Source organism: Sphingobium terrigena (genome assembly GCF_003591655.1).
GTDB lineage: Bacteria > Pseudomonadota > Alphaproteobacteria > Sphingomonadales > Sphingomonadaceae > Sphingobium > Sphingobium terrigena.
Genome location: NZ_QVRA01000035.1, coordinates 1 through 25,615, shown reverse-complemented (window position 1 = coordinate 25,615; position 25,615 = coordinate 1). Strand labels below are relative to the sequence as shown.

The 25,615-nt window shown below is 61.8% G+C and carries 23 protein-coding genes and 1 pseudogene; 16 read left to right on the top strand and 8 right to left on the bottom strand.

Annotation, left to right across the window (positions count from 1 at the left end):
• Positions 1–6: 6 nt before the first annotated feature.
• The 5 genes from D0Z70_RS21995 to D0Z70_RS21975 form a co-directional block, all read right to left on the bottom strand.
• Entirely contained in the window at positions 7–477 is a 471-nt protein-coding gene (locus D0Z70_RS21995; protein ID WP_017503287.1) for a MerR family transcriptional regulator, read from the bottom strand.
• Positions 478–558: 81 nt separating this feature from the next.
• Positions 559–2,235, bottom strand: a complete 1,677-nt coding sequence (locus D0Z70_RS21990; RefSeq protein ID WP_017503286.1) for a long-chain-fatty-acid--CoA ligase — start codon at positions 2,233–2,235, stop codon at positions 559–561.
• The gene (locus tag D0Z70_RS21985) at positions 2,235–3,542 is read right to left on the bottom strand and encodes an OmpP1/FadL family transporter (protein ID WP_036526777.1); all 1,308 of its coding nucleotides are present in this window, start codon (positions 3,540–3,542) and stop codon (positions 2,235–2,237) included. Before D0Z70_RS21985 ends, D0Z70_RS21990 begins: the two co-directional genes overlap by 1 nt.
• Before the next feature lie 32 nt (positions 3,543–3,574).
• Positions 3,575–3,979 carry a DUF2147 domain-containing protein gene (locus D0Z70_RS21980; RefSeq protein WP_026109759.1) on the bottom strand — a complete coding sequence of 135 codons (405 nt, stop codon included), beginning with the start codon at positions 3,977–3,979 and terminating at the stop codon, positions 3,575–3,577.
• 211 nt (positions 3,980–4,190) lie between these two features.
• Positions 4,191–4,835, bottom strand: a complete 645-nt coding sequence (locus D0Z70_RS21975; protein WP_119750082.1) for a DUF3422 family protein — start codon at positions 4,833–4,835, stop codon at positions 4,191–4,193.
• 281 nt (positions 4,836–5,116) lie between these two features.
• On the opposite strand from D0Z70_RS21975, the gene D0Z70_RS21970 reads away from it, so the two are divergent.
• From D0Z70_RS21970 to istB, 12 genes and pseudogenes are all read left to right on the top strand, one after another.
• Positions 5,117–6,253 (top strand): thiolase family protein, encoded by a 1,137-nt coding sequence (locus D0Z70_RS21970; RefSeq protein WP_066861522.1) that lies wholly within the window; start codon positions 5,117–5,119, stop codon positions 6,251–6,253.
• The gene (locus D0Z70_RS21965; protein ID WP_004206971.1) at positions 6,250–8,601 is read left to right on the top strand and encodes a 3-hydroxyacyl-CoA dehydrogenase/enoyl-CoA hydratase family protein; all 2,352 of its coding nucleotides are present in this window, start codon (positions 6,250–6,252) and stop codon (positions 8,599–8,601) included. The genes D0Z70_RS21970 and D0Z70_RS21965 overlap by 4 nt, the downstream gene beginning before the upstream one ends.
• 45 nt (positions 8,602–8,646) lie before the next feature.
• Positions 8,647–10,437 carry an acyl-CoA dehydrogenase C-terminal domain-containing protein gene (locus tag D0Z70_RS21960; RefSeq protein ID WP_017503705.1) on the top strand — a complete coding sequence of 597 codons (1,791 nt, stop codon included), beginning with the start codon at positions 8,647–8,649 and terminating at the stop codon, positions 10,435–10,437.
• On the top strand, positions 10,434–11,342 hold the full coding sequence (locus D0Z70_RS21955) for an NAD(P)H-dependent flavin oxidoreductase (RefSeq protein WP_017503706.1): 909 nt from the start codon (positions 10,434–10,436) through the stop codon (positions 11,340–11,342). Before D0Z70_RS21960 ends, D0Z70_RS21955 begins: the two co-directional genes overlap by 4 nt.
• 9 nt (positions 11,343–11,351) lie before the next feature.
• Entirely contained in the window at positions 11,352–12,095 is a 744-nt protein-coding gene (locus D0Z70_RS21950) for an electron transfer flavoprotein subunit beta/FixA family protein (protein WP_004206977.1), read from the top strand.
• A gap of 115 nt (positions 12,096–12,210) precedes the next feature.
• A complete protein-coding gene (locus D0Z70_RS21945) occupies positions 12,211–13,137 on the top strand; it encodes an electron transfer flavoprotein subunit alpha/FixB family protein (RefSeq protein WP_004206978.1) in 927 nt (308 codons plus the stop codon).
• Between the two features lie 8 nt (positions 13,138–13,145).
• Positions 13,146–13,571, top strand: a complete 426-nt coding sequence (locus D0Z70_RS21940) for a PaaI family thioesterase (protein ID WP_004206979.1) — start codon at positions 13,146–13,148, stop codon at positions 13,569–13,571.
• 14 nt (positions 13,572–13,585) lie between these two features.
• Positions 13,586–13,885 carry a polyhydroxyalkanoic acid system family protein gene (locus D0Z70_RS21935; protein ID WP_004206980.1) on the top strand — a complete coding sequence of 100 codons (300 nt, stop codon included), beginning with the start codon at positions 13,586–13,588 and terminating at the stop codon, positions 13,883–13,885.
• 102 nt (positions 13,886–13,987) lie between these two features.
• Positions 13,988–14,227: an acyl carrier protein gene (gene acpP / locus D0Z70_RS21930; protein WP_004206981.1), complete on the top strand. Its 240-nt coding sequence runs from the start codon at positions 13,988–13,990 to the stop codon at positions 14,225–14,227.
• 328 nt (positions 14,228–14,555) lie between these two features.
• Positions 14,556–15,422 carry an alpha/beta hydrolase family protein gene (locus D0Z70_RS21925; RefSeq protein WP_234832056.1) on the top strand — a complete coding sequence of 289 codons (867 nt, stop codon included), beginning with the start codon at positions 14,556–14,558 and terminating at the stop codon, positions 15,420–15,422.
• A 117-nt stretch (positions 15,423–15,539) separates the two neighbouring features.
• Positions 15,540–17,069, top strand: coding sequence for an IS21 family transposase (gene istA / locus D0Z70_RS21920; RefSeq protein WP_082730872.1), 1,530 nt, complete (start codon positions 15,540–15,542; stop codon positions 17,067–17,069).
• 11 nt (positions 17,070–17,080) lie between these two features.
• Positions 17,081–17,820: pseudogene (gene istB, locus D0Z70_RS21915) on the top strand (IS21-like element helper ATPase IstB).
• On the opposite strand, the gene D0Z70_RS25065 reads toward istB, so the two are convergent.
• Positions 17,721–18,608 carry a hypothetical protein gene (locus D0Z70_RS25065; RefSeq protein ID WP_182914075.1) on the bottom strand — a complete coding sequence of 296 codons (888 nt, stop codon included), beginning with the start codon at positions 18,606–18,608 and terminating at the stop codon, positions 17,721–17,723. The pseudogene istB and the gene D0Z70_RS25065 sit on opposite strands and share 100 nt — an antisense overlap.
• A gap of 161 nt (positions 18,609–18,769) precedes the next feature.
• Here D0Z70_RS25065 and D0Z70_RS21905 point away from each other — a divergent pair, with 161 nt between their 5' ends.
• Genes D0Z70_RS21905 through D0Z70_RS21895 form a run of 3 tightly spaced genes read left to right on the top strand, consistent with a single transcriptional unit; the run spans position 18,770 to position 22,196 of the window.
• Complete coding sequence (locus tag D0Z70_RS21905) at positions 18,770–20,200, top strand: aldehyde dehydrogenase family protein (RefSeq protein WP_037474520.1); 1,431 nt, start codon at positions 18,770–18,772, stop codon at positions 20,198–20,200.
• 4 nt (positions 20,201–20,204) lie between these two features.
• Entirely contained in the window at positions 20,205–21,782 is a 1,578-nt protein-coding gene (locus D0Z70_RS21900) for a GMC family oxidoreductase (RefSeq protein ID WP_069335613.1), read from the top strand.
• Positions 21,783–21,794: 12 nt separating this feature from the next.
• On the top strand, positions 21,795–22,196 hold the full coding sequence (locus D0Z70_RS21895) for a DUF2147 domain-containing protein (RefSeq protein ID WP_066861607.1): 402 nt from the start codon (positions 21,795–21,797) through the stop codon (positions 22,194–22,196).
• A 391-nt stretch (positions 22,197–22,587) separates the two neighbouring features.
• Here D0Z70_RS21895 and D0Z70_RS21890 read toward each other — a convergent pair whose 3' ends face one another.
• Positions 22,588–23,550: a tyrosine-type recombinase/integrase gene (locus D0Z70_RS21890; RefSeq protein ID WP_119750078.1), complete on the bottom strand. Its 963-nt coding sequence runs from the start codon at positions 23,548–23,550 to the stop codon at positions 22,588–22,590.
• Complete coding sequence (locus tag D0Z70_RS21885) at positions 23,547–23,918, bottom strand: antitoxin PaaA2 family protein (protein ID WP_119750076.1); 372 nt, start codon at positions 23,916–23,918, stop codon at positions 23,547–23,549. The genes D0Z70_RS21890 and D0Z70_RS21885 overlap by 4 nt, the downstream gene beginning before the upstream one ends.
• Before the next feature lie 381 nt (positions 23,919–24,299).
• On the opposite strand from D0Z70_RS21885, the gene D0Z70_RS21880 reads away from it, so the two are divergent.
• Positions 24,300–25,615: TonB-dependent receptor (locus tag D0Z70_RS21880; protein WP_182914074.1), on the top strand; the 1,316-nt coding region annotated here is incomplete at its 3' end.

The window sequence follows — 25,615 nt, the reverse complement described above, 5'->3', positions numbered from 1 at the left end:
ACCAAATTATCGCTGCAACTTTGCCATCGCTTCCACTTCGATGGTTGTAAGCTCGTCGATTGTCAGGTCGAGCGCAGAGCGCTGCGTCTTCAAGTCGACCAACCTTTCCCGGATGCGGGCAATCAATCGCTCCATTTGCTCCTTATGCTCGGGATCGGCATCGTAGAGATCGAGAAACTCCTTGATTTCCTTGATGGAGAAGCCAAGGCGTTTGCCGCGCAAAATCAGCTGTATGCGTCCGATCTCACGCCTGGAATATGCCCGGGTACTGCCTACCCGTTGAGGGGCGATAAGCCCCTCCTTTTCGTAGAAGCGTAGCGTGCGAAGTGTCAGTCCGAGTTCCTGAGCGACATCCTGGATGCCGTACACTTGTAAATCCGCATCCTTTGCGCGGGTTCTCCCCTTGTGCGTGGGGTTGTCGCGATCCGCGTCCTTAAGCGTTTCATCGTCCTCGGCGAGGTGGAGCGAGTTCCCCATGCCATCCACTCCCTGTCCTCCAATCACGGCTACCCTACCACTCAAGCGCATAAGCCTCGTAGCTTGACAGGGGATAGAGGCTCAGGCGAGCTTTTTGTTCTCCTCCTCGATCAAATCCTTCTTCGAAAGTTTGCCGATCAACGTCTTGGGCAGGCTGTCCCGGAATGCGAAGGCCTTGGGCATCTCGATCTTGCTGAGGCGATCCTGCAAAAAGACCTTGAGTTCATCGACGGTCAGGTTCGATCCCTCGTGCAGCGCGATGAACAACTTGGGAGATTGACCTCTGTAGGCGTCAGGAATCGCGATTGCGATCGCCTCCTTTACCGCCGGGTGCTGGTAGGCCGCATCCTCGATGATCCGGGGATATACATTATATCCGCCACAGAAGATGATGTCCTTGATGCGGTCGACGAGGAAGAGATAGCCATCCTCATCAAAATAGCCGATATCGCCGGTTCGTAGCGCGCCATCGACGAAGACAGCACTGGTTTCTGCAGGGCGCTGCCAATAGCCCTTCATCACCTGAGGGCCGCGGGCGCACACTTCTCCGCGTTCTCCCTGGGGAAGAACCCGCGAGGGATTCTCCGGATCTCGGATCTCGATGATGGTGCCGGGGAAACTTGGGCCGCAGCTATTGTCCTTCACCGTCCCAAACAACGGGTTGCAGGCGATGATCGGGGCGGTTTCGGAGAGCCCATATCCTTCCACGACCCTGGCACGCGTGCGTGCCTCGAACTCCTCGCGTACCTCGAGCGGGAGCGGTGCGCCGCCGGATATACAGGCGCGCACGGCCGAGAGATCGGGTATCTCGTCGTCCGGAAGCGCGTTCAGGGCAACATAGATCGTAGGCACGCCGAAGAACTGTGTCGGCGGCTTGCGCTTCATCGTGTTGAGAACCTGCTTCATCTCAAACCGTGGCAGCAGGACGATTTCGGCGCCGATTTCGACTGAGAAGTTGAGCACCGTCGTGAGTGCGAAGACGTGAAACATGGGCAGGACGCCGAGAGTTCTCTCCTGCTGCGGGCGAAGTCCTCCCACATGCACCACCATCTGGGCGCTGTTCGCCGTGAGGTTGGCGTGGGTCAGCATTGCGCCCTTGGGCACGCCGGTTGTGCCTCCGGTATATTGAAGGACCGCGACATCATCAGGGTGACGTTCTACCGCGTCAGGTTCGGCATCATGGGCGAGAAGCGCCTTGAGCCGGACATGAAGGCCTTCGTCGAGTATCCGCGCGTGGTCTTTTCGCTTGAATAGCGCAAAGCCCAGGCCTTGCAGCCAGGGCAGCATATCCCTCATGCCGCACAACACGATCTTGTCCAGCCCGGCACGTGGCGCGACGGCTTGCACTTTCTCGTGGATTATCCGGACGTCCGGTACCGCCATCATGCGCGTTCCCGAGTCCCGGATCTGATGCTCCAGTTCGCGCTCCGTGTAGAGCGGGTTGAAGTTGACCACGATCGCACCCACGCGCAGCGCCGCGAAGTACAATATCGCGAAATAGGGGCAGTTCGGCAGGCACAGGCCGAACCGATCGCCCTTGCGCAGCCCCTGATCCTGCAATCCACGTGCTGCACGGCGAACGAGTTGCCCCACCTGCGCATAAGTCCAGGTTCGCCCGAGAAAGTCGATGGCGACGCGTTCGGGATAAAGGTTCAACGCATTGTCGAGGAGGTCGGTCAGGAGCCGTGGCGGAATTGCCGGTTCCGGTATCGACGGGAAGGCGCTGATGGCGGGCTGGGGCATGGCGATCTCCAGCATCAGAAGTGGAAACGTCCGCCGAGTGACAGCACGACGGCGTGCGCGTCCTCGAGCTTGCCGTCCATCAGGATCGGCGTCTGCACGGCCGTGCCGGCATAGGCCGCTGTCGTGCGATCAATAGTCGTATCCTTGAACGTAATATACGCTGCGCCCGCATCGAGCGTGAACCGGGAAGACACGGCATAGCTTGTGCCGGCAGCGAAATTCCAACGGTTGCTGTCAGGCACTCGAGCGTCCCGATTGCCGTTGCGCGTCGGGGTCTGGGCGTGTTGAACGCCGGCACGAACGGTCCAGGCTGGTGTGACCGCGTAATCGATGCCGCCTGCGAAGCTCCAAGTGTCCCGGTAATTTTCCGGGATTGAAACGTTGAGCGGCGCGCCGAGCCGGATAGCGTCGAATTTCGACCAACCCATGCGGGTCACCTGACCGTTGAGGGTGACCTTGGGCGACACCGCCACGCGCGCTCCGAAGATCGCCTGCCAGGGGGTCTCGAACGTGGCGTTTGCATTCACTACGCTGTTTTGCCCGGCGAGCGGACCAAGAAGACCGGTCGTCGTCACCGAACCGTCGAGATTATGCTTCACGCTCGACTTGTAGCTGGCGCCCAGTTGCATGGGGCCGGCGCGATATTGCAGCCCGGCCGACCAGCCAAGATCCCAACCATTGCCTTTCAGCTCCTGGTGGCCGTCGGCGAGAAGAGGCGATAGGTTCGGCAGATAGTTGGACAATGATGCGTCGGCATATTCGATATTAAGCGCGGCGCCGATGCTGAGATTTGGCGTAACGAGGTAGGCGATCGATGGCTGGATGTCGTATGTTCGCAGCTTGGTCTTGTCGGCGCTATACCGTGCCCAGCTGTCGGCATCATAATTGGTTGTGAAGCTATAAGGGGAGGCGACGGTCAGCCCCAAAGCGAGCCGTGATGTCAGGCCGACGGCTATCGCGCCGGAGGGTAGTACGCCATTATTGATCGGATCACGAGAGCGTTGGCTCCCGCCTACAGCCGCAGCCGACTGCCCGGGACGGACAATGAGCGTGTTGACATTGTCAACCGACCCTTTGGGAAGGATTACGCTTACGGCCTGGTGGGCATCGACTCCTTCCATGCCTGCGATCGCAGCCGGATTCCACCAGAGGGACTGTACGCCCTGGTCGGCGACCTCGCCCGAAAAGGCTCGTCCGGCACCTCTGGACGATTGTTCCTGAAGGTAAAAGGCCTGCGCGCTCGCGGCTTGCGGCGCGAGCAATCCAGCCGCCACGGCCGATGTTGCGATCCCAACTTTCCAATTTTTGCCTGCCACGCCCATCTCCCCTTTCGTGATTGTCAAATTCCTCGTGCTTATCGGAGGCGCGTCCATGTCTGCGTCTTGCACAGGGGCCAGACGATGCAGCCCTTGAGGCGCAAATGATCCCGATCGGCTAACGTGACCGTCGCGCTGTATGTACCGCCATCCTCAGCGTTGTAGATGGAACCACCCGACCAACTGCCCGACTTCCACGTAAAACCCTGCAGAATCTGCAATCCACGAAGCGGACGACCGCGCAACGCAGCGGTCTTGTTCTTTTCGTCACGTAGTTCGGGGTTGGCTTTGATCCCGTCGGAACTGATCAAGGCACCGCAGATCGATTGCCCGCAGCGGGTGATTTCCACGACGCCATGACGGCTCTCGGTTTGCCAGCGACCGACAACGGTGTCGGCGGGCAATGCAGTGCTCGAAGCCAGTAGTGTCAGAATGATCGACATTGTTCCTCTCCGCGCGCCTTCAGGCGACCGTCTGTTTCACGTCTGGAGCCAATATGCGGCAAATCAGCGTCCCATAACCATCTCAATGACGTATAGGTAAGTCAATAGCTCAATGCGTCATCAAAATGCCTATTAGGTTGTGTGCGAATTGGAGGGGTCAGGCGCTGCTGGCCCCGTCGTCAGGGTTCGGGCGTGTTCGTGTGTGACGCCGTCAAGCTATTGATCTGTGCGTGCCTTCAAGCAAGGAAAGATTGCGATAATTGCCCAGTTCCTGAATGCGCTGGATGGAACGCGACACTTCGCCGTCAGCCGCCCCGTTCGCGGCAACGACCAGGCGCCCGTGGCCGCCGGCGTGAATGCGAAAGTCGCTCCAGATCCGGACGCTATCCCCGATGATGCAGGAGACGAGATGGCCCGGATGGAAGTCGGCCCGATCGACAACCGGCTCGGCGTAGCTATCGTTCGCCACAACGACGATGTGGGTTGCGCGGATGACCAGGCCCGGCAGCGTTTCCATCCACTGCAAGGTATCACTGAAGGGGCCGACGTCGGGAGCAGACCAGAACTGCGCGTCCGCGCTGACCGAGGTTGACGTTAGCGTCGTGGTGACCGCTTCACTGTGCCTTTCCCAGGCCAGCCGCCCGTTGGCGGACCACTCCGTTTCCAGGTGGCGCAGGTTGCGATCGAGTCCAGAGGCACATCGCTGCTGCAGGATCAGCCATTCCTTCTCCCGGTCATTCTCATCGACCAGGCGAACCGTCTGAAATGCCATGGCGGGCAATTCGAGTGCAGGAAAACGGCGCAGATGCATTTCGCCGACGATCTGACGCCGGAGGGGATGCTCAGAAAATCGCATGTGTGCGCCTTCGAAAACAGGTGCAGTGGCGCTTGGGGAGAGGCGCAGCCGTCGATAAGACGGGCGCGAGCATCATCGCCGGGATGAGAGTGCGCGGTTTTTCACTGGCGAGCATCCGTACGTTCCTCGGCCAAGACCTCCGATATCAAGCCTCCCGGGAACCGGTGCATGACGATTCCCTCGACGGCGTGAGAAGAGTGCCAAGATTTTAGTTGACGTAAACGTCATTTCACGCACCATTAGGTAATCAGATGTCCGATTCCCTGGAGAGGCTATCATCGATGCGTAATGTGGTTGTTGCGGGCTATGCCCGGTCCCCCTTTCACCTGGCAGGCAAGGGCGCGCTGGCGCGCGTCCGCCCTGACGATCTGGCCGCTCAGGTCATTCGCGGACTGATTCAGCAGACCGGCGTGAAGGCCGAAGATATCGAGGATATCGTGCTGGGCTGCGCTTTTCCTGAAGGCGAGCAGGGCTTCAACATCGCGCGCCTTATCGGTCTTCTCGCCGACCTGCCGCTCTCTGTCGGCGGCATGACCGTTAATCGCTTCTGCGGATCGTCGATGAGCTCGGTCCACATCGCTGCGGGCCAGATTCAGCTTGGCGCCGGCGAGGCCTTCATCTGCGCGGGCGTGGAGTCGATGAGCCGCGTGCCGATGATGGGGTTCAATCCGCTGCCGAACCCCGAGCTCGCGAAGAAGAGCGCCGCCTATATGGGCATGGGCGACACGGCGGAGAATATCGCGACCAAATATCAGATCACCCGTGCCCAGCAGGAAGCCTTTGCGGTCGCCAGTCAGGACAAGGCGGCCGCGGCTATCGCGGCCGGCAAGCTCGAGGCCGAGATCGTGCCGATCACGACCAAGGCGGGCGTGGTCGACAAGGATGGCACGCCGCGTGCCGGCACGACGACGGAAACCCTCGCCGGGCTGAAGCCGGCCTTCAGCCAGGACGGCACGGTAACGGCGGGAACGTCCTCGCCGCTGACCGATGGCGCAAGCGCAATCCTGGTCACGAGCGAGGATTATGCGCGCGCGCATGGACTGCCGATCCTTGCCCGCATCAAGTCGGTTGCTGTCTCTGGCTGCCAGCCGGAGATCATGGGCATCGGACCGGTCGAGGCCTCGCGCAAGGCGCTGCAGCGGGCGGGGCTCAGTGTGGACCAGCTTGACGTTGTCGAGCTCAACGAAGCCTTTGCGAGCCAGTCACTGGCCTGCATCAGCGACCTGGGGCTTGACCAGTCGAAGGTCAATCTGGACGGCGGCGCCATCGCGATAGGCCACCCTCTGGGGGCGACCGGTGCGCGGATCGTGGGCAAGGCCGCGGCTCTGCTGAAGCGCGAAGGCGGCAGCTATGCGCTTGCCACCCAGTGCATCGGCGGCGGTCAGGGCATCGCCACCGTGCTGGAGGCGGCGGAATGAGCGAGCAGGCCATCAAGCCAGTCGGCGCCCCGCCGGAAACCATCAAAAAGGTCTGCGTGATCGGCGCAGGCGTCATGGGCGCCGGCATCGCAGCGCAGGTCGCCAATGCCGGCGTGCCGGTGCTGCTGCTCGATATCGTGCCCAAGGAGGGCGGCGATCGTGACGCCGTGGCGAAGGGTGCGGTCGCGAAGATGCTGAAGACCGATCCGGCGCCCTTCATGTCGAAGGCTGCGGCGAAGCTCGTTGAAACGGGCAATATCGACGACCATCTCGAGCGGGTGGCCGAATGCGACTGGATCGTCGAGGCGATCGTCGAACGGCTCGACATCAAGCAGGCGCTCTACGCCAAGCTCGAGCAGCTCAAGCGTCCGGGCACGGCGGTATCGTCCAATACCTCGACGATTCCGCTTGGCCATCTGGTCGAGGGGCGGGACGATCAGTTCAAACAGGACTTCCTGATCACCCATTTCTTCAATCCGCCGCGCTACATGCGGCTCATCGAAATCGTGACCGGCCCCGACACTGATACGGCTGTGGCGAGGCGCGTCTCGGATTTCGTCGATCGAAAGCTCGGCAAGCGCATCGTGCCGGCGCGGGACACGCCGGGCTTCATCGCCAATCGCATCGGTACCTACTGGCTGGCCGTCGCGATCAATGCCGCGATGGACCAGGGGCTGACGGTGGAGGAAGCCGACCAGATCGGCGGAAAGCCGATGGGCGTGCCCAAGACCGGCATTTTCGGCCTTGTCGATCTCGTTGGCGTCGACCTCATGCCGCTGCTCACGAAGAGCCTGTCCTCGACGCTGCCGGCAGGTGACGCCTATTTCGACACGGTGAGGCCGATGCCGCTCGTCGACAGGATGATCGCGGAAGGCTTTACCGGGCGGAAGGGCAAGGGCGGTTTCTACGCGTTCGACAAGGCGACGAAGACCAAGAAAGCGCTCGATCTCGCGACCGGCGAATATCGCGTATCGGTGAAGCCGGCTTCCTTGCCGGGCCGGGCCGAGAAGGACCTGGCAGCATTGGTTGCTGCGCCCGGCAAGGTCGGCGCCTATGCCTGGGAAATTCTCGGCAAGGTTCTTTCCTATGCCGCGAGTCTGGTCGGTGAAGCTGCGGACAACATCGTCGGCATCGATGACGCGATGAAGCTCGGCTACAACTGGAAGTTCGGGCCGTTCGAACTGATCGATCGCCTCGGGCCGGGCAAGCTCGCCGAACGGCTGGCCGCCGAGGGGCGGGATGTTCCCGCGATCCTCAAGGTAGCCGGAGATCGGCCTTTCTACCGGGTGCAGGACGGCCGTCGGCAATATCTCGATGCCGCCGGCGACTATCATGATGTCGTGCGGCCCGAGGGCGTGCTGCTGCTGGAAGACATCAAGCTCCATAGCCAGCCGATCCTCAAAAATGGTTCGGCGGCACTCTGGGATGTCGGCGACGGCGTTGCCTGCCTTGAGTTCACCGGCAAGATGAACGCGCTCGACGGCGATGTGATGAAGCTGATCGGTCAGGCGATCCCGGTCGTGCAGGACAAGTTCAAGGCGCTCGTCGTCTATAATGAGGGCAGCAATTTCTCCGCCGGCGCCAATCTCGGTCTTGCTCTGTTCGCACTGAACATCGCGGCATGGGGCGAGATCGAAAAGCTCGTCGCGGGCGGGCAGCAGGCCTACAAGGCGCTCAAATATGCGCTGTTCCCGGTCGTGAGCGCTCCGGCCGGCATGGCATTGGGCGGCGGTTGCGAGATCCTGCTCAACAGTGATGCCGTGCAGGCCCATGCCGAAAGCTATGTGGGTCTGGTCGAGTGCGGCGTGGGTCTGATCCCTGGCTGGGGCGGATGCGGTGAAATGATCGATCGCTGGCGCTCCAGTCCCGGCATGCCCAAGGGGCCGATGCCGGCCGTAGCCAAGGTCTTCGAGACGGTATCGACAGCCACTGTGGCAAAGTCGGCCGCCGAGGCGAAGGAGCATGGCTTCCTGCGTCCCTCGGACGGCATTACGATGAACCGGGACCGTCTGCTGGCGGACGCCAAGGCGAAGGCACTGGAACTGGCCGACGGTTACAAACCGCCTGTGGCTCCGGAATTCCGCTTGCCTGGCGCGGGAGGCAAGTCCGCTCTTTCGATGGCTGTCGAAGGCTTCCAGGCCCGTGGCCTCGCCACATCTTACGATGGTGTCGTATCCGGCGCGCTCGCCGACGTCCTGACGGGCGGCGAGAAGGATCTCATCGACATCGTGACCGAAGAGGATCTGCTGGCGCTCGAGCGCAAGGCCTTCATGCAACTGGTGCGCGACCCGCGGACCCAGGCGCGCGTCGAGCAGATGCTCGTCACCGGCAAGCCGCTGCGTAACTGATTGGCGGCCGGCGGCCGGATGGCCGACCGGTCAGGAGATATAAATATGCAAGTCTATGACGCCCCGTTGCGCGACATGCGCTTCGTGCTCAACGAACTCCATGCCGATGACGGCTTCGGGGATATTCCCGCGCTGTCGGAGTTCACACCGGATCTCACCGATGCGATCCTCGAGGAGGCGGCGCGCTTCTGTCGCGACGTCCTGTTGCCGATCAACCGGTCGGGCGACGAGGAGGGGTGTCATCTGGAAAACGGCGTCGTGCGGACGCCGGCGGGGTTCCCCGAAGCCTATAAGCAGTTCGCCGAAGGTGGCTGGACCGCGCTCGCATCCGATCCGGAATGGGGTGGGCAGGGGCTGCCGGAAGCGGTCAACAAGCTGGTCGAGGAGATGATCTGCTCGTCCAACCTCTCCTTCGGCCTCTACCCGGGCCTCACCCATGGTGCCACCACTGCGATCGAGGGCCATGGCAGTGACGCGCTCAAGCAGGCCTACCTGCCCAAGATGGTGAGCGGCCAGTGGTCCGGCACGATGTGCCTGACCGAGCCTCATTGCGGTACCGATCTCGGGCTCCTGCGCAGCCGCGCGGTCCCGCAGGGCGATGGCAGCTACAAGGTCACCGGCTCCAAGATCTTCATCTCCGCCGGTGAGCATGACCTGACCGAGAATATCATCCATCTCGTGCTCGCCCGCCTGCCCGACGCCCCCAAGGGCGTGAAGGGCATCAGCTTGTTTCTCGTCCCCAAATATCTGCCCAGGGAGGACGGTACTCCCGGTCAATCGAACGGCGTCGCCTGCGCCGCGATCGAGCACAAGATGGGTCTCAAGGCGTCGGCGACGTGCCAGATGAACTTCGATGATTCGATCGGCTGGATCGTCGGTGAGCCTGGCAAGGGCATGGCCGCCATGTTCACGATGATGAACACGGAGCGTGTCTCCGTCGGCATCCAGGGCCTGGGTGTGGGCGAGGCGGCGTATCAGGCGGCGGCCTGGTATGCGAAAGATCGTATTCAGGGTCGGGCGCTCTCGGGACCCAAATATCCCGATCAGGCAGCCGATCCGATCATCGTTCACCCCGATGTTCGCCGCATGTTGATGACGATGCGGGCTTATAATGAGGGATGCCGGGCGCTCTCGGCCTGGGTCTCGCGCGCCCTGGACGCGGAAAAACATTCTCCCGAACCCGAAGTGCGCCAGCGTGCGAGTGACTTCATTGCGCTCATGACCCCCGTCGTCAAAGCGCTCTTCACCGACCTTGCGTTCGACAGCGCGAACCTTGCGGTCCAATGCTATGGTGGCCACGGCTACATCCGCGAAAGCGGCGTCGAGCAATATGCCCGCGATGCCCGGATCACCATGATCTATGAGGGGACGAACGGCGTTCAGGCGCTCGATCTCGTCGGCCGCAAGCTCGGCGCCCATATGGGCCGCTATCTGCGCAGCTTCTTCCATCCGGTGTCGGCTTTCATCGAGGAAAACAACGTCGACGGACCGATGAAGCCGATGATCGAGGCGCTCGCCAAGGCGTTCGGGGCGCTGCAGCTTTCGACGGCCACGGTCGCGCAGCGGGCGCTCAAGGATCCCGAAGAGGCGGGCGCGGCGTCGGCGGACTATCTGCGTCTGATGGGCCTGGTGGCCATGGGCTATTGCTTTGCCAAGGCGACCAAGATCGCAGGCTTGCAGCTCTTCTTCGGCAGCGAGGACAAGCGCTTCTACGATGCCAAGATCAAGACGGCGACGTTCTTCTTCGAGCGTATCCTGCCTCAGGCGACCGCCAGCTTCCTGGCGATCAAGGCGGGCAAGAAGTCGCTGATGGCGCTGGAAGACGACGTGTTTTGACGCTTCCGGCAAGCCTCGAAAAGCGGCTGGCCATTCCAGCCATCGTTGCGCCGATGTTCCTTGTGTCGGGACCGGACCTTGTCGTCAGTTGCTGCGAGGCGGGACTGCTTGGTACTTTCCCGGCGCTCAACCAGCGCACCAGTCAAGGTTTCGGTGAATGGCTGGATGAAATCGAGGAGCGGCTGGCTCCCATGCCGGGAGCGGCGCCCTTCGGCGTCAACCTCATCGTCCATAAGAGCAATCCGAGGCTCGACGCCGATCTGGAACTGATCGTTCGGCACCATGTGCCATTGGTCATCACCTCGCTCGGCGCCATCGCGGATCTTGTCCAGGTGGTTCAGGGCTATGGCGGGCTGGTCTTTCACGACGTGACGAACGTGCGTCATGCGGAAAAGGCGCTCGAAGCTGGCGTCGACGGTCTGATCGCGGTCGCTGCCGGCGCGGGGGGACATGCCGGCACGATGAGCCCGTTCGCACTGGTTGACGAGATACGGCGCTTCTTCCAGGGGCCGCTGGCGCTTTCCGGCGCCATCACGCGCGGCCACCAGATCGCGGCCGCGCAGATGATGGGGGCCGATCTTGCCTATATCGGATCCCACTTCATCGCGTCGGAAGAGAGTCTCGCCTCGCCGGCACAGAAAGACATGGTGATCGGGGCCGGACCAGCGGATATCGTCTATACGGACCGGGTCACCGGCGTCGGGGCCAATTTTCTCCGGCCCTCGCTGGAAGCCGCGACTCTCCCTGAGCCACATGGCGCGCTTTCGGTTTCGGAGGAGGCCAAGGCCTGGAAGACGATCTGGTCGGCAGGCCACGGTGTCGGCGCTACCACTGCCGTCCAACCGGCCCGATCCATCTGTGAGAGACTCATTGCCGAATATCAGGCGGCATTACAATCAGAGTAGGATTGATCCATGAAGGTGCTTGTGCCCGTCAAGCGGGTTATCGATTATAATGTGAAACCGCGCGTGAAGGCGGATGGGACGGGCGTCGATTTGGCGAACGTGAAGATGTCGATGAACCCGTTCGACGAGATCGCCGTCGAAGAGGCTATCCGCCTCAAGGAAAAGGGAGTCGCGACCGAAATCGTGGTGGTGTCGATCGGCGTCGCCAAGGCGCAGGAAACGCTGCGCACCGCGCTCGCCATGGGGGCCGACCGCGCGATCCTCGTCCAGACTGACGATGAGGTCGAGCCGCTCGCCGTCGCCAAGATCCTGAAGGCCATCGCCACCGAGGAGGCTCCAGGCCTGGTGATCCTCGGCAAGCAGGCCATCGACGATGATGCCAATCAGACCGGCCAGATGCTGGCAGCCCTTCTCGGTTGGGGGCAGGGCACATTCGCCAGCAAGGTCGAAGTATCGGGCGAGACTGTCGCGGTGACCCGTGAGGTGGATGGCGGTCTGGAGACCGTAAGCCTCAAACTGCCGGCGATCGTGACGACCGATCTGCGTCTCAACGAACCGCGCTATGCGAGCCTGCCCAATATCATGAAGGCCAAATCCAAGCCGCTGGCGACGAAGACGCCGGCCGATCTCGGTGTTGAGATCGCCTCGCGCCTCAAGACGCTCAAGGTGACCGAACCCCCCAAGCGCTCGGCGGGCATCAAGGTGGCCGACGTCGATGAATTGGTCGCCAGGCTCAAGGAAATGGCGATTTGATAAACTTTCAAACGCGCCGAACTTGCCGAACCTCTCCCATGCAAGTGACGGCGCACCCCGCTTCATCCTGTGCGCACAGAGATGAAGCGGGGGCGGATTTCTCGGAGAATAAGTTATGAATACGCTCGTCTGGGTTGAACATGACAATGCGTCGGTCAAGGATGCGACGCTATCGGCCGTCACCGCCGCTGCCAAACTTGGTGAGGTCCATCTGCTGGTTGCCGGTGCGGGCATCGGCGGCGTGGCCGAGGCTGCTGCGAAGGTCGCGGGTGTCGCCAAAGTCGTAACGTTCGACGATGCGGCGTTCAAACACGCTTTGCCCGAGAATGTCGCGCCGGCCGTCGCGGACCTGATGCGCGGCTATGACGCGTTCGTGGCGCCTTCCACTTCGAATGGCAAGAACATCGCGCCGCGCGTGGCGGCCTTGCTTGATGTGATGCAGGTCAGCGACATCCTGTCGGTGGAAAGCGCTGACACGTTCACGCGTCCCATCTACGCGGGAAATGCGATCGCGACGGTCCAGTCGTCTGATGCAAAGAAGGTTATCACGGTGCGTGGCACAGCCTTCGAGAAGGCGGCCCGCGAGGGTGGCTCGGCCAGTATCGAGGCTGCGACGGGCACGGATGCGGGACTTTCCAGCTTCGTGGGTGCCGAGATCGCCCAGTCCGAGCGCCCGGAACTCACCTCGGCCAAAATCATCGTCTCGGGCGGGCGAGCGCTGGGCTCGGCCGGGCAGTTTCATGGCGTGATCGATCCGCTGGCCGACAAGCTGGGCGCGGGTGTGGGCGCAAGCCGCGCAGCGGTCGATGCTGGCTATGCGCCCAACGATTTTCAGGTCGGCCAGACCGGCAAGATCGTGGCGCCGGAAGTCTATGTCGCCGTCGGCATATCGGGTGCGATTCAGCACCTTGCTGGCATGAAGGATAGCAAGACCATCATCGCGATCAACAAGGATGAGGACGCGCCCATCTTCCAGGTCGCCGATATCGGCCTGGTCGGCGACCTCTTCAAGATCGTTCCTGAACTGACCGAAAAGCTTTGAGGTAAGCGATGACCGGTCTGGAAGAGATCGAACAGTTCATGGCGGCCGGCACCCGGCCGCCCATGATGGACCTGTTCGACATCGATCTGCTTGAGGCGGAGGAGGGGAAGGTCGTCTTTGTCGCGACGCCCACCTCGCAGACCTACAATTTCATGGGCATCGCCCATGGTGGCTATGCCGCGACGCTGCTGGATTCGGCCTGCGGCATCGCGGCGAACTCCGCGGCCCAAGTGCCCATCAACTGCGTCACGCTCGAACTCAAGGTCGCCTATCATGCGCCCTTGACCGACAGGGTCGGGATGGTCCGTGCAATCGGCCAGGTGGTGTCGATGGGCAAGAGGGTGGCGCATACCGAGGCGCGTCTGATCGACATGGCCGGCAAACTCTATGCCTCCGCGACATCGACCTTGCTGCTCGTCGATCGGGCGGCCTGAACAGGAAAGAAGATATGGAAGTCGTTATCCCGCACAGCCTTGGTAAAATCGAAGCGAAGAGCAGGATCGAGGCCGGCCTGCCCAAGCTGGCAGCGCATATCCCGGGAGGCGGTTCGCTCAGTTCCGAGTGGGTATCGGACTACGCACTACACTTGGTCATCGGGGCGATGGGGCAGAATATCCCGGTGCAACTCGACATTGAGGATAGCGAGATTCGCGGCGACGTCAGCGTACCGCTGTTCCTCAAAATGATGTCAGGACAGATTTCGGATTTTGTGAAAACGAGCGCCGAGAAAATGCTCAGCAAGGCATGATGAATTTACTGGCCGCAGGACAATATCGTTGCTCTGCGATGATTGAGTTTACGAGAATCTGCCCTGTTTACTAGCCGATAGTGTCCGCGCGAGGGCTTTGTGATGGAAGAAATCGCTCCCCGAGTTTTCAGGATCATTAGCCGTCAGCTCGGCGTCTATCCGGATCAGATTGCCCTTGCTTCGTCTTTCTACGATGACATCGGCGTGGATAGTCTCGATGTGCTGGAAGTTGTGATGGCGCTTGAAGACGAATTCGGACTCACTATCCCGGATGAAGCCGCCGGTGAGGTCAAAACAGTAGAGGATGCGGTCAAGCTGGTCGAAGCATGGATAGCCAAGTGAGATAAAACCCACGATCCTCTGAAACCGCAATTCACGACGACAATGAAATCTAGATAGCTCTTTGGTCGCCTGACGTATCACTTCCATGATCAAGGCTACCGTGATCGCGCATAGCCGCAATATGCTTTGCGCCAGAAACGGGATTTCATCTATCGCTTTGCCCACTCGATGACGGAATGGTGTTTCCGAAAAGAATATAGCGAACCATGTTATCTAATGACGAATTGCTGTCTTCTCACATTTGACGAACTGGCTGGTAACGTCGGAGCGGGAAGATGCATGAAAGAGGTAGATCATGCGATACCGTTCATTAGGCCTGGCTACAGTCTTGATTGTCACGAGCACCGCTTGGGCGCAGACGCCGTCGGATAACCAACATGCGCTGATCGGACCGCCCCAACTCCACGCCCTTCCCGTCACCGCTCCGACGCTCGTCGAGGCCTATGGTCCTGATCCTCTGCAGATCGGTGAACTGCGCTTGCCTGCAGGTCCTGGCCCGTTTCCCGTCGTCATGGTCATTCACGGTGGCTGCTGGACCAAAGGCTATGAGACACTGGCAGGCACGGCGCCGTTGGCGAGCGCCTTGACGGACAAGGGCGTGGCGACATGGAATATAGAGTATCGACAGGTTGGTGACACCCGCGGCGGGTGGCCTGGGACCTTCCAGGATTGGGGAGCGGCGCTCGATCACTTGAGGGTGCTGGCACGAACCCAGCCTCTGGACCTGAAGCATGTGGTGACGGTGGGACATTCTGCCGGCGCCCACGCTGCCCTGTGGCTGGCGGCCCGTCCCAGATTGCCTGCCGACAGCGAGGTCCGCGGCGCTGATCCACTGAAGGTTTCCGCCGCGGTCGCCATCGACGGCCCAGGCGACCTGCGAACCCTGTACGGGTTCGACAAGGATATTTGCGGCCGCCCGATCTTCGTCAACCTGTTCGGGGGCGCTCCTGACGCACAGGCGGGCCGCTACCGTCAGGCAAATCCGATCGAATGGCTGCCTCTGGCCGTGCCTCAATTCATGGTCGCTTCCGTCGTGCTGGAGCCTTCAGCCGCGCAAGCCTATGCAGCAGCCGCACAGTCGGCCGGCGATAAGGCGACGGTGATCACCCTGGAGAATGTGCTGATTCCGAGGGAAGCCGCCCCCTCATTCCGAAATGATGCCGCCCCCCTGTTCCGAGAATTACTCGCCCCCTGATTCCGAGATGATGTCGCCCCCTTGGCGGGGATGACGATGAAGGTCCGCTGCTGGGATTAGGTTTGCTTCCTTTGGGTTGTCCGAGGGAGGGAGCCGATGTCGGCGGAGCGATTGAGTATGCGACGGGTTCGCGAGATTTTACGGTACCGGTTTGAGCAGGGGCTGGGTCACAAGGCGATTTCGTATCGGGTGGGCGCCGCGCCCTCGACGGTGCGCGAGACGCTGAGGCGGGCAGCGGTCGCGGGTCTGGCTTGGCCGCTGGGCGCGGATGTCAGCGATGCCGTTCTGGAGGCGGCGCTTTACCGCGCGGCTGGCACCAAGACCGGCCATCGCCGCTGCCCTGAACCGGACTGGGCAGCGATCCATCGCGAGTTGAAGCGCAAGCATGTGACGCTGCAGATCGTGTGGGACGAATATATCGCTCAGCATCCGGAAGGTTATCGCTACAGCCGGTTCTGCGATCTCTATCGTGGCTGGGCGGCGAAGCTGCCGGTCACGATGCGGCAGACCCACGCCGCCGGCGAGAAGCTGTTCGTCGACTATGCGGGCGACAAGGTGGCTGTCGTGGTCGACCGGCTGACCGGCGAAATCCGCGACGCGCACATCTTCGTGGCGGTGTTGGGTGCATCGAGCCTGTCCTATGCCGAGGCGAGCTGGACCGAGACGCTGCCCGACTGGATCGCGGCGCACGTGCGGGCGCTGGAAGCCTTCGGCGGCGCGCCTGCCCTGTTCGTGCCGGACAATGCCAAGGTCGCGGTGATCAAGGCCTGCCTTTACGATCCACAGGTCAACCGCAGCTATGCCGAGATGGCGGCACATTACGACAGCGCGGTGCTGCCGACCCGTCCGCGCCGCCCACGCGACAAGGCCAAGGTGGAGGCCTGCGTGCTGATCGTCGAGCGCTGGCTGTTCGGGCGCCTTCGGCATCGGATCTTCTATAGCCTGGCCGAACTCAACGCCGCGATCGGCGACCTGCTCGCCGACCTCAATGACCGCCGTATCATGCGCCGCGTGGGCCAGACCCGGCGCCAGCTGTTCGAGGCCATCGACAGGCCTGCGCTGAAAGCTCTGCCGCTGGAACCCTATGTCTTCGCCGAATGGCGGCGGCGGCGCGCTGGTCTCGATTATCATGTCGAGATCGAGCGCCATTATTACTCGGTCCCGTATCGCTTCGCGCGCGAGCCGGTCGAGGCGCGGATCACCGCGCGTACGATCGAACTGTTCCACAAGGGTGAACGGATCGCCGCCCATATGCGCGGCTCCGGCAATGGCCGGCACACGACGATATCTGAGCATATGCCGTCATCGCACCGGCGCTTCGCCGACTGGACGATCGAACGCATCGCCACCGAGGCGGCCGCGATCGGCCCCTGTGCCGCCCTGCTGTGCGAGAAAATCCTGACCGATCGCCCGCATCCCGAGCAGGGCTTCCGGGCCTGCCTGGGCATCGTGCGCCTGGTGAAGGGCTTCGGCCGCGAACGGGTCGAAGCGGCGTGCAGCCGGGCGCTCGATATCGGCGCACGCACCTATGGATCGGTCCGATCGATCCTCGACAACCGGCTCGATCAGGCGCCCGCGCCCCGGCAGGCGCGCGACGATCGGACGATCACCCACCCGAATATCCGGGGTTCCCGCTACTATCACTGAAGGAGATCATGATGCTTCAACATCCCACTCTCGACCGGCTGAAAGCAATGGGGCTGGCTGGCATGGCCAGGGCGTTCGACGAACTGGCCGCCAATGCCGAAGCCGAGCGGCTCACCCATCCCGAATGGCTGGCGCTGCTGCTCGACCGCGAATGGAGCTTCCGCCACGACCGCAAGCTGGCCGCCCGGCTGCGGTTCGCCAAGCTGCGCCATCAGGCAACCCCCGAGGATGTCGATTATCGCAGCCATCGAGGTCTCGACCGGGGGCTGTTCCTCAAGCTCGTCGCTGGTGACTGGATCGCCGCTCGCGACAATCTCGTCATCTGCGGCCCGACTGGCGTCGGGAAATCATGGCGGCCTGCGCGCTAGGCCATAAGGCCTGCCGCGACGACCGTTCGGTGCTGTATCAGCGGGTGCCCAAGCTGTTCGCCAGCCTGGCGTTGGCACGCGGCGACGGACGCTACGCCCGCATCCTGGCCAAGCTCGGCAGCGTTCAGCTCCTGATTCTTGATGACTGGGGGCTTGAGCCACTCGATGCTCATGCCCGCTACGACCTCCTCGAAATCCTAGAAGAGCGTTATGGCCGTCGCTCGACGATGGTCACCAGCCAGCTGCCGATCGCGGCGTGGCACGAGGTGATCGGCGATCCGACCTATGCCGACGCCATCCTCGACCGGCTCGTCCACAACGCCCACCGCCTGGACCTCGACGGTGACAGCATGCGCCGGGTCAAATCCCCTTCAGAGGCTTGACGGCCGGCACGAACGAAATAACAACAGACGTAGCCAGCACGGCCCTGTCTCCGGGGGGGCGACATCATCTCGGAACGAAGGGGCGCAATCATCTCGGAAACGAGGGGCGGCTTCATCGGAATCGGCACGCGCAGGGCAAAATCGTGGCTTTCGGCATCGAGGGGAGCGATTAATGCCGCCTTTTTCAGCCATGTGCGCAGAGCGGGCGATAAGGGCGCCAACACCATCTGATCGAGATAACAGATGATCTCGGGCCATAAATGCAGTGGCTGCATCCGGTGGGATACACGGCCCGCGATGCGGCACAATGCGGGCCAACCCTGTGTGTCCGATATGATCCGGTCGAGGGCTGAAGGGAGCCGGATCAATTCCTTCAGATCCTGGGCGCGGCAGGCCAGGGCATCGGGGCCGACTTCCTGCCAGTCAGCGTTGAGGACGCCAAATCCCCAGGGGGCGGAGGTTGCAAGGACCGCTCGCCAATCATCGGGAAGAGCATCCATCATGTCTCTTGTCAGCGTTTCGAGATGCGGCGCTTCCTGAACATCATCGAGGCAAATAATCCCGGGCCTGTCCTGATGCCATATCCATTGGAGAATGGACTCGATGTCCGCGGCGGTTCCGGCCTGAAAGGCGAGGCGACGCAGGGTGCCCTTCTTTGTGTCGTCGCTTGCAAGACTTGCCCAAAGCGCCGGGCGACCAGTGTCCGCCGCCTCCTTCCAACCGGCCGCGAGCGTCGCCGATTTGCCGTAGCCGCAAGGTGCGCGCAGCAGGCTGACGCGCGCGGTCAATTCCACACGGCGAAGTGCCGTTTCCGCCAGTCGCGAAAGCAGCGTTGGAGTCCATTCGGTTCCCAGGCCCATGTCGGGTCGATACTACATGTTCGTGTAGTTCCCTATTGCTTTTGCGCTCGTAAGACTCGCGCGAAGGTCATGTTTTCGACGAGAATGAAATGATTGAAGAGAGCCATTCGATTTCGCAGGAACCCTGTGATGGCCGCCCGGTGGAAATGCTCTTCACCGCGCAAAAGGCAATGTCGGACGAGCGCCGGATGCGCTTTGGCCTTGCTGAAAGACGCGCTGCGCTGGCGCGCCTCGCGGCTGCCATACGAAAGTTCGAAGGGGAGATCGTCCAGGCCATGGCGACCGACTTCGGCAAGCCGGAGGCCGAAGTGTTTCTGACGGAAATTCTTCCGGTCATGCAGGAAATCCGCCACAGCCGTCGTAATCTGCGCCGATGGATGCGGCCAGTCCATGTCGGACCGACATTGATCGGTTTCGGCACGGCCGGACGGATCGTGCCGCAGCCACGCGGCGTGTGCCTTATCATCGCGCCCTGGAATTACCCATTCAATCTCTGCCTGGGGCCGCTTGTCTCCTGCCTTGCTGCCGGCAACAGCGCTATCCTGAAGCCTTCGGAGATGACACCTGCTACCTCGGGCGTCATCGCGCGGCTGATCGCCGACACATTTCCGCCAGACTTGGTTACCGTCGCCCTCGGCGGGAAGGAGATGTCTCAGGCCCTGCTCGCGCTGCCCTTCGATCATATCTTCTTCACCGGCAGCCCCGAGGTCGGGAAAGTCGTAATGCAGGCAGCCTCCCGCCACCTGACCTCCGTTACGCTGGAACTGGGTGGCAAGTCGCCCACGATCGTGGGACCGGATGCCGACATAGAGACGGCCGCCAGTTGGATCGCCTTCGGCAAATTCTCCAATGCCGGTCAAACCTGCATCGCGCCCGATCATGTGTTCGTCCACGCTTCGATCCGCGACCGGTTCGTGGAAGCGCTGCGCCGCCGGATCGCCGCCGCTTATGGTTCGGGCATGACGAGCCCCTATCTCGCAAGGATCGTCAATGATCGCCATGCGGACAGACTGGGGGGCCTGATTGCGGATGCCCTGGCCACGGGCGGGCGGATCATTGTCGGCGGCGAAAGGCAGGGAAGGGCGCTGGCGCCCACAGTGCTGGAGGCGATCGCTCCCGAGGCGGCGATCGACCATGAGGAGATATTCGGTCCCGTCCTGCCGGTCCTGACCTATGATGACATTGAAACCGTGATCGGTCGGATCAACGCAAGACCCAAGCCGCTGGCGCTTTATGTGTTCGATCGTGACCGGGCGAGAGTGGATCATATCCTGGCGGCCACGACTTCCGGCAGTGCAGGCGTCAACCTTACCATCGTCCAATACGTCCACGATCATCTGCCGTTCGGCGGTGTGAACAATTCCGGGATCGGGGCGGCACATGGCCATCACGGGTTCCGGACTTTCAGTCATGAGCGCGCCGTTCTCCAGAACCGCTTCTCCGCTCTGCCTCTCGTCTTTCCTCCCTATTCGGGCCGGGCAGCGCGTCTGATCCGACTTGCCAAACGCTTTCTGGGGTAAATCCATGTACGACTATATCATCATTGGCGGCGGCTCGGCCGGCTGCGTCATGGCCAACCGCCTTTCTGCTGATTCGGATAAAGCTGTCTGCCTCATCGAGGCGGGGCCGCGCGATCGCAATCCCTTCATTCACATGCCGCTTGGCGTCAGCGTCATTGCCCGCACGGGATGGGTGAACTGGAACTGTGAGACCGAAGTCGAGCCTCACCTTAACAACCGGCGGCTCTATTGGCCGCGCGGCAAGACGCTGGGTGGCAGCAGCTCGATCAATGCAATGGTCTACATTCGCGGCGATCGGGCGGACTATGAGGGCTGGGGGGCGGCCGCCGGAGCTGACTGGGACTGGCCGCGCATGCGCGAGCTTTTTATCGCGCTCGAAAACAATCAGGCTATCCACGACGAGCATCATGGCAATGCCGGGCCACTTTGCGTCTCCAATCTTGGGCGAGTGAACCCACTTACGGAAGACTTCGTCGAAGCTGGGGTGGAACTGCACTACCCGCGAAATCCCGACTTCAATGGCGTGAGCCAGGAAGGCTTTGGTGTCTATCAGGTGACCCAGAAAGACGGGCAACGGTTCAGCACGGCGCGAGCGTTTCTCGATCCGGCTCGCTCGCGCAAGAATCTCGCCATCGAAACGAACGGCCTCGTCGAACGGATACTGTTCAAGGACCGTCGCGCCATCGGGGTCCGCGTCGGCGGCCGGGACCTGCTGCTGCGCCCCGGTGGAGAGGTGATCCTTTCGGCTGGCGCGGTCAATTCGCCGCAGATTCTGATGCTGTCGGGCGTCGGCCCGGCGAGCGAACTCAGGCAGCATGGCATAGAGATCGTTCTGGATGCGCCCGAAGTCGGAGCCAATCTCGCCGATCACCTCGACTATACGGCTGTGGCAACCACGGCCGATCGCGAAGGATTTGGGGTGGCGCCCAGTTTCCTGCCTCGTGCGATACGCGGCGCATGGAGCTATTTCCTTCATCATGAAGGCGAATTGACGTCAAATGCCTCGGAGGGCGGCGCTTTCCTCAAATCCGACGCCGGCCGGGAGCGGCCCAATCTTCAATTCCATTTCCTGCCGGCGATCCTGCGTGACCATGGCCGCAAGACAGCCTTCGGCTACGGAATGACCGTGCATGTCTGCGACCTTCTACCGAAGAGCCGCGGCAGGATCGGGCTCAAGATCGCCGATCCCACGGCTCATCCGCGCATAGAGGGCAATTATCTCAGTCATCCCGATGATGTGGGCGTCTTGCTGAATGGCGCGAAGCTAGCCCGCAAGCTCCTTCATGCGCCGGCGCTCGCCCGTCACTTGCGCGAGGAGGTGCGACCGGGACCCGCGGTCCAGACCGACGAGGCTCTGATCGACGACATCCGCGCGCGCGCTGAAACAATCTATCATCCGGTAGGAACATGCCGCATGGGCAGTGACTCGGCATCCGTGGTCGATCCGGCAGCCCGTGTACGTGGCATTGACGGTTTGCGCGTGGTCGATGCATCGATCATGCCGTCGATCGTGTCGGGCAACACTAACGCGCCTACCATGGCGATCGCGGAAAATGTCGCGCAAATGATGATCCGGCCTTGAGGAAGAATGGCGATGAGGTTCAGTTTCGTATTGGCAGCCATGCTGCTACTTGCAACATCTGCGTCCGTCGAGGCACAGCGCGCTTCTTTCGGAGTGTGGAAGAATCCGCAGGACAGCGTACATGTGCGAGCCCAGCCGTGCGGAAGCAGAATGTGCGGGGTCGTGGTCTGGGCAAGTGACAAAGCCAAGGCGGATGCGCGGCGCGGCGGGACAAACGATCTGGTAGGTCTGATCCTGTTTCGCGATTTTGTTCCTGAAAAGAAGGGCGTGTGGCGCGGCAGTGTTTTTGTACCCGACATCGGCCAAACCTTCTCTGGAACAATCACCACGCTCGACGATCGGCGGATGGAGGGAAAGGGGTGCCTGACAGGGCGGATCATGTGCAAATCGCAGATATGGACGAAAGTGAACTGAAATCCGTCCAATCATCGTCTGACCGAGAGCGGCAAGCCAAGGATTTTAATAAGACACATCAAAAGCTTCTACGATAAATTGAAGAGGCGCGGAGCAGGAAGCGGGCATGGCGACAGCGATGTGTGCAGCCGCCACGGGATCAATTCGGCGACGGGCATGCGACTTGGTCAGCGTAAGCAGGCGGATAATCCGTTATTGATCGTCGCGGCCAGAAGACGGTCCGCTGCGGCAGCGGCTGCACGAACAGATTAACCTAATGGAAATCACATGAATCTCCGCCCCTCACCCTTCCGCCGATCACCACCGCCGCGCTCTCGATCAGACTGCACGGAAAAACCCGCCGGATTGGCAAACCGTACGACAACCTTGCTGACGGGGTTTTCCGTCACCCTTAGATCAGCACCCGTTCCACCTCGTCGAGCGTCACGTCATCGGGTCTGCGATCGTAGAGCTGAGTGGTGCGGGTCGAGCTGTGGTTCGCCATCGTCGCGGCCGTCTCCAGTGTGCCGCCGTTCTTCAGATAGGCGGTGATCCCGGTCGCGCGGAACGAATGGTTGCCGATCGCCGTACCGATCTCGGCCGCCGCTGCGCGCCGGCGCACCATCGCGAACGCATTGGCCTGGGGCAGGGGGGTGTCGCTTAGTCGCTTAGTCCCGCGTGCGATCGTGCGGAACAGCGGCCCCTTGGCGCGCGCGCGCAGATCGCAGCCGTCGAGATATTCGGCCAGATAATGCTCAAGATTATGGTGGCAGGGCATTTCATGCCGCTTGCCGCCTTTCTCGTGCAGCCGAACCCAGAGCCGCCGATTCTGCATGAACACGTCCTCGACCCGCATCGCCAGCGCCGCGCCAATCCGCGCGAACGAATAGACCATCAGCCCGATCAGCGCCCGATCGCGCAACCCTGCCGGCGTCCCCACGTCGATCGCATCCAGCAGCGCTCGCGCCTCCTTGGGATCGAGCACCGGCGTCTTGCCGCGCCGGACGCTGTGCGCCGGTCCGCGCACCGATGCCGCCGGGTTCACCGGCACCACCTGACCCGTCACCAGCCAGTCGAACAGGTGGCGCACGGCCGCGAGCTGCTGCTTGACGGTGGGCGCGCTCACCTCGCGCCCCAGCGCCTCGATCCAGGCCGCGACATGGAGCGGCTGCACGCCGGCGATTGAGGCAACGCCGCGTGCTTCGCACCAGGCCAAAAACTCGCTCGCGGCGCGCGCATAGGCGCGGCGCGTATGGGGATTACGGATTGTGACGGCGAAGAACTCAAGAAAGCGCAGCCGTGCGCGCTCGTCGGCCGCCGCGATCAGCGCCGGCAACGCCAAGCCGGGTGAGGGGAGGGGGACGAGCTGGTTCATGGTGCGATCTTCTCCCAGCGCGCCGCCTCGGCGCGCGGCTCGGCAAGCCAACGCTCCATTCTGGAGCAGACCTCTTCATGCGGAATCCGTGGCCTCGGATCGTCGATCGCGGCCTGCAACATCCGGCGCAGCAGCTCGTCGCGCAAATCGCGATGCGGCTCCAGCTCGATGAAATTCTTGACGATCGCGAACACCGCCTCGGACGGATCAACAAACATGCCGCGCTCGACCCGTTCCAATAGCCAGTCGGCCATATCCGGAGGAAGATACGCCTCGAAACGCAAGCCGCCCGCGCGCGCCTGCTCACGCAGCGCCTTGGCCTGTTCGCGCTCGGCGTAGTTGTGGGCGAAAGCCTCGTCGTCAGTCATGTGACCTTCCTCTTAGCGGTAGATCTCCGCTCCGTTTAAACGGCTCCATCGGATCCACTGGAGTATATGATAAAGGACATTATCACATATAGAGGCGCGACACTAGCGAAACGACCACCGCAGGCGCCGAGATCCCGAACTCGCCCCCTAATCTGGTGAGCGACGGCAGGGCTTGCTCACCGATCTGGCGGCACACCGTTCGGGCGTCTCCAACTTAGGGGGTCGATGCGCACCATTACCTTCATCACGCACTTTCAAGTCAGACATCGGCTATTGCGAAGCAGTTGCATATATCATAGGGCGGCGCACAGATTGAGAACGATTCGCAAGGGGGTAAAATGAAAAAAAAGTACATTAAGCGGCGCGTTAGGCCTTGGATTAATGGCCGTGCCCGCAACGGCCCAGGACCAGCCAGCTCCCCCGGCTACGGACGCACGCCAAACAATCATCGTCACCGGCGTCCGGGACGGCTACCAGGTCGATGCGACCAGCACCGCCACCCGCACTCCGACCAGTCTCAAGGACGTTCCACAGGCGGCATCGATCATCACCGAGGCGCAGATTGACGATCAAGCTATGCGCTCGATCGCCGACGTGCTTCGCTATGTCCCCGGCGCGGTGATATCTCAGGGTGAGGGTCACCGCGATCAGATCATTCTGCGCGGCAACAACAGCACCGCAGACTTCTTTGTCGATGGCCTGCGTGACGACGTGCAATATTACCGCGGCCTCTACAACGCAGAGCGGATCGAGGTCCTGAAAGGTCCCAACGCAATGATCTTCGGCCGCGGTGGTGGGGGTGGGATCGTCAACCGCGTCACCAAGCGCCCCGGTGCCAACGCCTTCATCAGTAGCAGCGGTTCGGCGGATACATATGGCGCATGGTATATCGACACCGACATCAACCAACCGATCAGCCAGTCCGCCTCGGCTCGACTGAACGCCGTCTATGAGGAGTTCAACAGCAACCGGGACTTCTACGACGGACGCCGGCTCGCGATCAATCCGACCTTTGCCGTATCGCTAGGCGGCACCACACGGATCGACCTGGGCTTCGAATACAACAATGACAAGCGCACGATCGATCGAGGCGTTCCCTCGGCTGCCCAAGGCTCTCTGACCAGCCCGTCACGCCCCCTTACCGGTTTTCGCGATACCTTTTTTGGTGTGCCGGGATTCAACGTCAGCGATTTCGAGGCTAAGGTCCTAAGCGGGCGCATCGAGCATCGGTTTAGCGACAACCTGACCGTAACCAGTCGCGTCCTCTACGGAGATTATGACAAGCTCTATCGAAACACTTTCGCGGTAACCCCGGTCACCCTGCGCGGGGGCGTCCAGAGCGTCGGCCTTGAAGCCTATAGCGATCCCACGACGCGCAAAAACCTGCTCAACCAGAACGATCTCGTCTGGACCGTCACCACCGGCCCCGTCCGCCACGTGCTGCTCGCCGGCTTCGAATATGGCGATCAGCGCACGCGCAACCAGCGGATCAATGGCTTTTTCGGAAGTGGTGATATCGTCAATGGAGGGCGGCGCGTCTTTGTCGCGTTGGCTGACCGAATCACGGTGCCGCCAGTCACGCTGCGCACCACCGCCAACACCGGCTACCGGTCTATCCGGACAAATGCCGACGCCACGGCCTTCTATGTGCAGGACCAGATCTCGATCGGCGAACATGTCGATGTCATCGGCGGCGT